The organism is Pseudomonas sp. RIT623 (assembly GCF_004519305.1).
Lineage (GTDB): Bacteria > Pseudomonadota > Gammaproteobacteria > Pseudomonadales > Pseudomonadaceae > Aquipseudomonas.
The window spans coordinates 42,431-51,875 of record NZ_SOZA01000036.1; the positions used below are offsets into that span (position 1 = coordinate 42,431).

Here is a 9,445-nt window from a genome sequence, read left to right on the forward strand (position 1 = left end):
GCTTAACAGTTGGCGGTCTCTACCCACCGCCACCGTGGAGTCCCTGAGGCGCCGGCCATGTCCCGTGCGCCCGAGAACCTGATCAGGAGTGCACGATGGACCTCAACCGTCGGCAATTCTTCAAGGTCGCCGCCGTCGGCCTTGGAGGCTCGAGCCTCGCGGCGTTGGGCATGGCCCCGACCCCTGCGTTCGCCGAGCAGGTGCGCCACTTCAAGCTGGCGCACACTAAAGAAACCCGTAACACCTGCCCTTACTGCTCGGTCGGCTGCGGCCTGATCATGTACAGCCAGGGTGACGCGGGCAAGAACGTCAAGCAGAACATCATCCATATCGAGGGCGACGCGGATCATCCGGTCAACCGCGGCACCCTGTGCCCGAAAGGCGCTGGCCTGCTGGACTTTATCCACAGCCCCAACCGCCTGATGTACCCCGAGGTACGCAAGCCGGGCAGCAACGAGTGGACCCGCATCGAGTGGGACGAAGCCCTCGACCGCATCGCCGACCTGATGAAACAGGACCGCGATGCCAACTTCATCGAGAAGAACGCCCAGGGCCAGACGGTCAACCGCTGGCTGACCACAGGCTTTCTTGCCGCGTCCGCCGCTTCCAGCGAAGCGGGCTACCTGACGCACAAGGTGATCCGTTCGCTAGGCATGCTGGGGTTCGACAACCAGGCGCGTGTCTGACACGGCCCGACGGTGGCAAGTCTTGCCCCGACGTATGGCCGTGGCGCGATGACCAATCACTGGTCTGATATCGCCAACGCAAACCTGGTCCTGGTGATGGGCGGCAACGCCGCTGAAGCGCACCCGTGCGGCTTCAAGTGGGTGACCGAAGCCAAGGCGCACAACAAGGCGCGGCTGATCGTGGTCGACCCGCGGTTCACCCGTACCGCCTCGGTGGCCGATTACTACGCGCCGATCCGTACCGGCAGCGACATCGCCTTCATGGGCGGGCTGATCAACTACCTGCTGAGCAACGACAAGATCCAGCACGAGTACGTGCGCAACTACACCGATGTGTCGTTCATCGTCAAAGAGAGCTATGGCTTCGAGGACGGGCTGTTCAGCGGCTACGACGCGGCCAAGCGCGTGTATGCCGACAAGTCTGGCTGGGGCTATGAGCTGGGCGAGGATGGCTTTGCCAAGGTCGACCCGACCCTGCAGCACCCGCGTTGCGTGTACCAGCTGATGAAGCAGCACTACAGCCGCTACACGCCGGAGCTGGCGAGCATGACCTGCGGCATGCCCCAGGACCAGATGATGAAAGTCTGGGAAGAGATCGCCACCTGCTCGGTGCCGGGCAAGACCATGACGATCCTCTATGCCCTGGGTTGGACCCAGCACTCGATCGGCGCGCAGATCATCCGCAGCGCGGCGATGGTGCAGTTGCTGCTGGGCAACGTCGGCATGCCCGGTGGCGGGGTCAACGCCCTGCGCGGGCATTCCAACATCCAGGGCCTGACCGACCTGGGCCTGCTGTCGAACTCGCTGCCGGGCTACCTCACCTTGGCCGGCGATGCCGAGCAGGATTACACCAGCTACATCGACAAGCGCGCCTCCAAGCCGCTGCGCCCCGGGCAACTGTCGTACTGGCAGAACTACGGCAAGTTCCACGTCAGCCTGATGAAGGCCTGGTACGGCGCCAATGCCACCGCCGAAAACAACTGGGGCTACGACTGGCTGCCCAAGCTCGACGTGCCGGCCTACGACGTGCTGCGCATGTTCGAGATGATGGGCCAGGGCAAGGTCAACGGCTACATGTGCCAGGGCTTCAACCCGATTGCCGCGTTGCCGGACAAGAACCGCGTCACCGCCGCGCTGGCCAAGCTCAAGTGGCTGGTGATCATGGATCCGCTGGCTACCGAGACCTCCGAGTTCTGGCGCAACGCCGGCCCGTTCAATGATGTCGACACGGCCAACATCCAGACCGAGGTAATCCGCCTGCCCACCACTTGCTTCGCCGAAGAGGACGGTTCGCTGGTCAACAGCAGCCGCTGGCTGCAGTGGCACTGGAAGGGCGCCGATGGGCCGGGCCAGACCCGTACCGACGTGCACATCATGAGCGAGCTGTTCCTGCGCCTGCGCAAGCGTTACCAGGCCGAGGGCGGAGCGTATCCCGAGCCGATGCTCAACATCAGCTGGCCGTACAAGGTGCCAGAGGAGCCTTCGCCCGAGGAACTGGCCAAGGAGATGAACGGCTGGGCGGTCAGCGACCTCACCGACCCGAGCGGCGCCACGCTCAAGGCCGGGCAACAGCTCGCCGGCTTCGGCCAGATGAAGGACGACGGCAGCACCGCGTCGGGCTGCTGGATTTTCGCTGGCTGTTGGACCGAGCAGGGCAACCAGATGGCCCGGCGCGACAACAGCGACCCGTACGGCATGCACCAGGTGCAGAACTGGGCCTGGGCCTGGCCGGCCAACCGGCGCATTCTCTACAACCGCGCCTCCAGCGACCCGCAAGGCAAGCCGTGGGACCCAGAGAAGAAGCGCCTGGTGTGGTGGAACGGCAAGGCCTGGACCGGCACCGACGTGCCCGATTTCAAGGTCGACTCGCCGCCCGAGGCAGGGATGAACCCGTTCATCATGAACCCCGAGGGCGTGGCGCGCTTCTTCGCCATCGACAAGATGGCCGAGGGGCCGTTCCCCGAGCACTACGAGCCGTTCGAGACGCCGATTGGCATCAACCCGCTGCACCCGCAGAACAAGAAGGCCACCAGCAACCCGGCCGGGCGCATCTTCGATTCGGTGTGGGACACCTTGGGCACCCACGACGAGTTCCCCCATGCGGCGACCACCTACCGGCTGACCGAGCACTTCCACTTCTGGAGCAAGCATTGCCGGCTCAACGCCATCGCCCAGCCCGAGCAGTTCGTCGAGATCGGCGAGGTGCTGGCCAATGAGAAAGGCATCAAGGCCGGTGACCGGGTGCGGGTGTCGAGCAAGCGCGGGCATATCGACGCGGTGGCGGTGGTGACCAAGCGGATCCGTCCGCTGCAGGTCAACAACCAGACCGTGCACCAGATCGGCATACCGTTGCACTGGGGCTTCACCGGCACCACGCGGCACGGCTACCTGACCAACACCCTGGTGCCGTTCCTCGGCGATGGCAACACGCAGACGCCGGAGTCCAAGTCGTTCCTCGTCAAAGTGGAGAAACTCTGATGGCCAGCCAAGACATCATTGCCCGCTCGGCCACCACCACCGTGCCGCCCTCGGTACGCCAGCAGCAGGAAGTCGCCAAGCTGATCGACACCACCAAGTGCATCGGCTGCAAGGCCTGCCAGGTGGCGTGCTCGGAGTGGAACGAACTGCGTGACGAGGTTGGCCACAATCACGGTACCTACGACAACCCCCAGGACCTCTCCGCCGAGACCTGGACCCTGATGCGCTTCACCGAGCACGAGCGCGACGACGGCAACCTCGAGTGGCTGATCCGCAAGGACGGCTGCATGCACTGCGCCGAGCCCGGTTGCCTGAAGGCCTGCCCGAGCCTGGGGGCGATCATCAAGCACGCCAACGGCATCGTCGACTTCAACCAGGACCACTGCATCGGCTGCGGCTACTGCATCACCGGCTGCCCGTTCAATATTCCACGCATCTCGCAGAAGGATCACAAGGCGTACAAGTGCACCCTGTGCTCCGACCGCGTGAGCGTGGGCCTGGAGCCGGCCTGCGTGAAGACCTGCCCGACCGGGGCGATCGTCTTCGGTACCAAGGATGAGATGAAGGTGCATGCCGACGAGCGCATCGTCGACCTCAAGTCGCGTGGGTACGAGAACGCCGGGCTGTACGACCCGGACGGGGTCGGTGGCACCCATGTGATGTACGTGCTGCACCACGCCGACACCCCACGGATCTACGCCGGCTTGCCGGACCAACCGGTGATCAGCCCGTTGGTGGGGCTGTGGAAGGGCTTCACCAAGCCGCTGGCGCTGCTGGCCATGGGCGCGGCGGTGGTGGCCGGGTTCTTCCACTATGTACGGGTGGGGCCGCAGCGGGTCGAGGAGGACGAGCATCCAGCGCCTGTGGATAACAGCGTGCACCAGGTGGATCCGGCGGTGCATGTCTATGATCCGAAGCGCCCGGGCGGCGAAGGGGAGCAGCGGCCATGAGCGACAACAAACCGATCCTGCGCTACAACGCCAACGAGCGCAGCAATCACTGGGTGGTGGCGATCCTGTTCGTGCTGGCCGGGTTGTCTGGGCTGGCGCTGTTCCATCCGGCGCTGTTCTGGCTCAGCCACCTGTTCGGCGGCGGGCCCTGGACGCGGATTCTCCACCCGTTCATCGGCGTGGCGATGTTCGTGTTCTTCCTGGGCCTGGTGCTGCGTTTCTGGCGCGCCAACTTCATCAGCGCCAATGACCGCCTGTGGCTACGGCGGATTGACCGGGTGATGCTGAACAAGGAAGAAGGCGTGCCGCCGATCGGCAAGTACAACGCCGGGCAGAAGTTGCTGTTCTGGACCCTGCTGGCGTGCATGCTGGTGCTGCTGGTCAGTGGCGTGGTGATCTGGCGCGCATATTTCAGCCATTGGTTCGGCATCGACCTCATTCGTCTGTCTGCGTTGCTGCATGCGCTGGCGGCGTTCGTGCTGATCCTCAGCATCATCGTGCACATCTATGCCGGGATCTGGATCAAGGGCTCGATCGGCGCCATGCTGCATGGCTGGGTCAGCCGCGCCTGGGCACGCAAGCATCATGAACTCTGGTACCGGGACGTGACCGGCGACAAGTCGCCGCACAACCATGGTGGAAAAGAAGGATGACCGTTTGAGCACGATTCTCGAACCCGGGCAGATCGAAGCGTCGGCAGTGATGCCGCCGTTTCTGCACCTGCCGCCCGCCAACCTGTTCGCACTGCGCGCCGTGCGCCTGGAGTATCTGGCCGAGGGCAACGCCCTCGGCGATTACCTGCGGCTGGTGGCGCGGTTGTGCCGCATTCAGCAGCAGCTTGTGGATAACCCACCCGGCGCCTTGCCGGTGGCCGACGAACGCCAGCGCCTGTGTATAAGTCATGGCCTGCCGCCCTTGGCGGCGGACAGCCTGGTACGCGAAGGGCCTTGGCTGGTCTGGCTGCAGGCGCTGCTGGAGCGCTTCAGGAACGAGCCCGAGGGGCCGTTGGCCGATGCCGTGCGCAGTTTGCGTGAGGCTGATGAGGCTCGGCGCAAGGGCTGGGGCATTGCCTTGCTTGGCGGCCAGTACGACGCGGTGCCCGCAGCCTTGGTGCCGTTGATTGGTGCCGCGTTGCAGGCGGCCTGGTCCAGTTGGTTGCTGGCGCTGCCGGAGCCGGAGCTCAAGCCGGCCGGTAGCCTGGCCCAATGCCCGGCCTGCGGCTCGCCGGCCATGGCCGGGGTGGTGCGCAACCGCGGCAAGCACAATGGCCTGCGTTACCTGGCCTGCTCGTTGTGCAGTTGCGAATGGCATGTGGTGCGGGTCAAGTGCGTGTATTGCGAGTCGAGTAAGGACTTGCGCTACAGCAACCTCGAGGATGATCTCCACGCGCCGGGCAAGGCGCCACTGCGTGCCGAGTGTTGCCCAGGGTGCCAGGCCTACCTCAAGCAGAGCTACCTGGAAAACGACGCCGCCGCCGAACCGATGGCCGACGACCTGGCCAGCCTGGCGCTGGATATGCGTCTGGACGAGGAGGGCTTCCAGCGCCTGGCGCCGAACCTGCTGCTGGCACCTGGAGGGGGTTAGCGGGCTACACTGCAATACCGAGTTGCCCCCGTTCGCCGGCAAGGCCGGCTCCTACAACCGGCGACGCTTAGCCTTGTAGGAGCCGGCCTAGCCAGCGAAAGGGCCAGAACAGACAACGGATCAGTCATAGGTAGTACCGCATGTCTTCCAGCCTCGCCAGCGACACCCCACGCCTGCCGTCCATCGACACCCTGCTGCGCCACCCCGCCTGCCAGCCCTTGCTCGAACGCCATGGCCGCGACGCCACGCTGGCCGCCCTGCGGCAACTGCTCGACGACCTGCGCGAGCCGGCCCGCCTGGGCCAGCTGAGTGCCGTGGAGCTGGCTGCCGAAGTGCTGCTCGGTCGCGCCGGCGAGCGCTTGGCTATTCAGCAGCGCAGCCAGGTACGCCGGGTGTTCAACCTCACCGGCACGGTACTGCACACCAATCTCGGTCGCGCGCTGTTACCCGAGGAAGCGGTCGAGGCCATGCAGACCGCCGCCCGCTACCCGCTCAACCTGGAGTTCGACCTGGCCACCGGCAAGCGGGGCGACCGCGACGACCTGATCGAAGGCCTGATCCGCGAGCTGACCGGCGCCGAAGCCGTCACCGTGGTCAACAACAACGCCGCCGCCGTGCTGCTGGCGCTCAACAGCCTGGGCGCGCGCAAGGAAGGGGTGATTTCCCGCGGCGAGCTGATCGAGATCGGCGGCGCCTTCCGCATCCCCGACATCATGGCCCGCGCCGGGGTGAAGCTGCACGAGATCGGCACCACCAACCGCACCCACGCACGCGACTACGAAGCCGCGATCAACCCGCGCACTGGCCTGCTGATGCGTGTGCATTGCAGCAACTACAGCATCCAGGGTTTCACCACCCAGGTGGCCACCGCCGAGCTGGCGCGCATTGCCCACCAGCATGAGCTGCCGCTGCTCGAGGACCTGGGCAGCGGCAGCTTGCTCGACCTCACCCGCTGGGGCCTGCCGGCCGAGCCGACGGTGCGCCAGGCCCTGGTCGACGGCGCCGATATCGTCACCTTCAGCGGCGACAAGCTGCTCGGCGGCCCCCAGGCGGGGATCATCGTCGGGCGCAAGGAACTGATCGCGAAGATCAAGAAGAACCCGCTCAAGCGCGCCTTGCGGGTGGACAAGATCACCCTGGCGGCGTTGGAGGCGGTCTTGCAGCTCTACCGCAACCCCGACCGCCTGGCCGAGCGCTTGCCCAGTTTGCGCCTGCTGACCCGACCGCAAGCCGAGATCGCCGCCCAGGCCGAGCGCCTGGCGCCGGCCTTGGCGACGTGCCTGGGCGCGCAGTGGGTCGTCACGGTCGAAACGGCCCTGGGCATGATCGGCAGCGGCAGCCAGCCGGTGGCACGCCTGCCCAGCGCGGCGCTGTGCCTGCGCCCGCAGGTGTCGAAGAAGTTGCGTGGCCGTAGCCTGCATGTGCTGGAGCGCGCCTTGCGCGAGCTGCCGGTGCCAGTGCTGGGGCGCATCGATGACGATGCCCTGTGGCTCGACCTGCGCCAGCTGGACGACGAGGCCCAGTGGCTGGCGCAACTACCAGCGCTGCAATTAGGGCCGGTGCAGTGATTGTCGGTACCGCCGGGCATATCGACCATGGCAAGACCACGCTGCTCCAGGCCCTTACCGGCCAGGCCGGGGACACGCGCCAGGAAGAGCGGGCCCGGGGCATGACCATCGACCTCGGTTACCGCTATGCGGCACTGGCAGAGGGGGCGCCGCTGACCGGTTTTATCGATGTGCCCGGGCATGAGCGTTTTATCCACAACATGCTGGCTGGCGCCCATGGTATCGACCTGGTGTTGCTGGTGGTGGCCGCTGACGATGGGGTGATGCCGCAGACGCGTGAGCACCTGTCGATCATCGAGCTGCTGGGCATTCCCCAGGCGCTGGTGGCGATCAGCAAGTGCGACCGGGTGGAGCCGGCGCGGCTGGCCGAGGTGCAGGCCCAGGTCGCTGAACTGCTGGCGCCAGGACCCTATGCGGGGGCGGCGCAGTTCGTGTTGTCGAGTGTCAGCGGCGAGGGCGTCGGGGCCCTGCGCGATGCCTTGTTGGCCGCGGCGGCCAAGATACGCCAGCGCAGCGCGCGCGGTGGTTTTCGTCTAGCCGTGGACCGAGCGTTCGCGGTGTCCGGCGCAGGTCTGGTGGTCACCGGCACGGCCTTGGCCGGGCAGGTCAGTGCCGGCGATACCTTGCTGCTGGGCAAGGCCGGCAAACCGGTGCGGGTGCGCGGCCTGCACGCGCAGAACCAGGCGGCGCTGGTGGCCGAGGCCGGGCAACGGGTGGCATTGAACATCAGCGGGGAGCGGCTGGCGGTCGAGCAGGTACATCGGGGTGACTGGCTGCTGCCGGCATGGCTGCATGGCCCGAGCGTGCGGGTTGATATCGATTTGACGCTGTTGCCGGGCGAGACCCGTACATTCGAGCATTTCAGCGCCGTGCATGTGCATCTGGGTACCCAGGATGTCACCGCCCGGGTGGCGTTGCTCGAAGGCGAAAGCCTGCGTGCAGGCCACCGCATGTTCGCCCAGTTGTTGCTCAATGCGCCGTTGCAGGCGGTGCATGGCGATCGCCTGGTGCTGCGCGACCAGCGGGCCCAGCGCACCTTGGGTGGTGGCCGGGTGCTCGACCCGTTCGCGCCTAGCCGGCAGCGTCGCAGCGAGGCGCGTCTGCGCCAGTTGCAGGTATTGCGCGAGGCCGAGGATCTCGAACAGGCCCTGCCGGCCTTGCTCGAGGCCGCCCCAGGCGGGCTCGACCCGCAGCGGTTGGAGCGCCAGTTCAATCGCTTGCGCGATACCTGGCGGTTGCCAGAGCAAGTGTTGGTGGTCGCCACCCGTCAGGGCCAGTTGTTGTTCGATCGTGGCCAATGGCAGGCGCTCAAGCAGCAGGTGCTGGCGCGTTTGGCGCAGTTCCATGAGCAGGAGCCTGACCAGCTTGGCCCGGACCGTGATCGGCTGCGTCGATATACGGCTTTGCCGTTGGAGCGCCCGGCCTTCGTCAGCTTGTTGGATGAGTTGCTGGGCGAGGGCGCGATCAGCAGCAGCGGGCCTTGGTTGCACCTACCCGCGCACAAGGTCCAGCTCAGTGCTGCCGATACGGCGCTGTGGGCTCGCCTGGAGCCGCGCCTGCTGGCGGGTGAGTTCGATCCGCCCTGGGTGCGGACCTTGGCTACCGAGGAACAGGTCCAGGAGGCCGAGGTGCGTTTGTTGCTGCGCAAGCTGGCGAGGTTGGGGATATTGCACCAGGTGGTGCGTGATCTTTTCTACCCGGAGGCGACGCTAAGGCGCATGGCAGAGCTGTTGTTGCAGCAGGCGACGACATCGCCGATAGTGCAGGTGGCGGCGTTTCGCGATATGTTGGGCATCGGTCGCAAGCGTAGCGTGCAGATTCTGGAGTACTTCGACCGTGTTGGCTTGACCCGCAGGGTCGCCGACCAGCGGCATATCCGCGCTGACAGTGCCTTGGCCCAGTTGCAGGCCAGGCGCTGACGATTTCTAAGGAAGGCAATCGCGCCCGGTGGCGCGGCCGGGCTTCAAACCCGGTTGGGGACGGCAGCCGTTCCCGGGCAGGTTCGACTCCCGCTGCCTTCCGCCATTTTATTTTTGACCTTGATTGCTCGCGATATAGGCTTGCTGACTTCAAGTTCATTCTGCCAGCGCGGATGGTCCCTTGTTTAATCATGTTGGTCGCGATCTTGAATTTTTATTCATTTAACCGCATCTGAAAATAATTAATACCCGCCCGCTCT

General features: G+C 65.7%; 6 protein-coding genes and 1 tRNA gene. All 7 read left to right on the top strand.

Features of this window, described 5'->3' with window-relative positions:
* Positions 1-95 precede the first annotated feature (95 nt).
* The 7 genes from fdnG to E3U47_RS20390 all read left to right on the top strand — a co-directional run bounded on the left by fdnG (position 96) and on the right by E3U47_RS20390 (position 9,291).
* Positions 96-3,164 carry a formate dehydrogenase-N subunit alpha gene (gene fdnG / locus E3U47_RS20360; RefSeq protein ID WP_167659514.1) on the top strand — a complete coding sequence of 1,023 codons (3,069 nt, stop codon included), beginning with the start codon at positions 96-98 and terminating at the stop codon, positions 3,162-3,164.
* A complete protein-coding gene (fdxH, locus tag E3U47_RS20365) occupies positions 3,164-4,114 on the top strand; it encodes a formate dehydrogenase subunit beta (protein ID WP_134693408.1) in 951 nt (316 codons plus the stop codon). The genes fdnG and fdxH overlap by 1 nt, the downstream gene beginning before the upstream one ends.
* A complete protein-coding gene (locus E3U47_RS20370) occupies positions 4,111-4,767 on the top strand; it encodes a formate dehydrogenase subunit gamma (RefSeq protein WP_134693409.1) in 657 nt (218 codons plus the stop codon). Before fdxH ends, E3U47_RS20370 begins: the two co-directional genes overlap by 4 nt.
* Before the next feature lie 4 nt (positions 4,768-4,771).
* On the top strand, positions 4,772-5,698 hold the full coding sequence (fdhE, locus tag E3U47_RS20375; protein ID WP_134693410.1) for a formate dehydrogenase accessory protein FdhE: 927 nt from the start codon (positions 4,772-4,774) through the stop codon (positions 5,696-5,698).
* Between the two features lie 140 nt (positions 5,699-5,838).
* Positions 5,839-7,266 (top strand): L-seryl-tRNA(Sec) selenium transferase, encoded by a 1,428-nt coding sequence (gene selA, locus E3U47_RS20380; RefSeq protein ID WP_134693411.1) that lies wholly within the window; start codon positions 5,839-5,841, stop codon positions 7,264-7,266.
* Entirely contained in the window at positions 7,263-9,185 is a 1,923-nt protein-coding gene (gene selB / locus E3U47_RS20385; protein ID WP_134693412.1) for a selenocysteine-specific translation elongation factor, read from the top strand. Before selA ends, selB begins: the two co-directional genes overlap by 4 nt.
* A 10-nt stretch (positions 9,186-9,195) precedes the next feature.
* Positions 9,196-9,291: transfer RNA gene (locus tag E3U47_RS20390), tRNA-Sec, on the top strand.
* The last annotated feature ends 154 nt before the right edge of the window (positions 9,292-9,445 follow it).

What these genes read in the sequence shown, in the direction of transcription:
- fdxH (WP_134693408.1), top strand. Translation starts at nt 3,164, where the DNA reads ATGGCCAGCCAAGACATCATTGCCCGCTCGGCCACCACCACCGTGCCG.
- E3U47_RS20370 (WP_134693409.1), top strand. Translation starts at nt 4,111, where the DNA reads ATGAGCGACAACAAACCGATCCTGCGCTACAACGCCAACGAGCGCAGC.
- selA (WP_134693411.1), top strand. Translation starts at nt 5,839, where the DNA reads ATGTCTTCCAGCCTCGCCAGCGACACCCCACGCCTGCCGTCCATCGAC.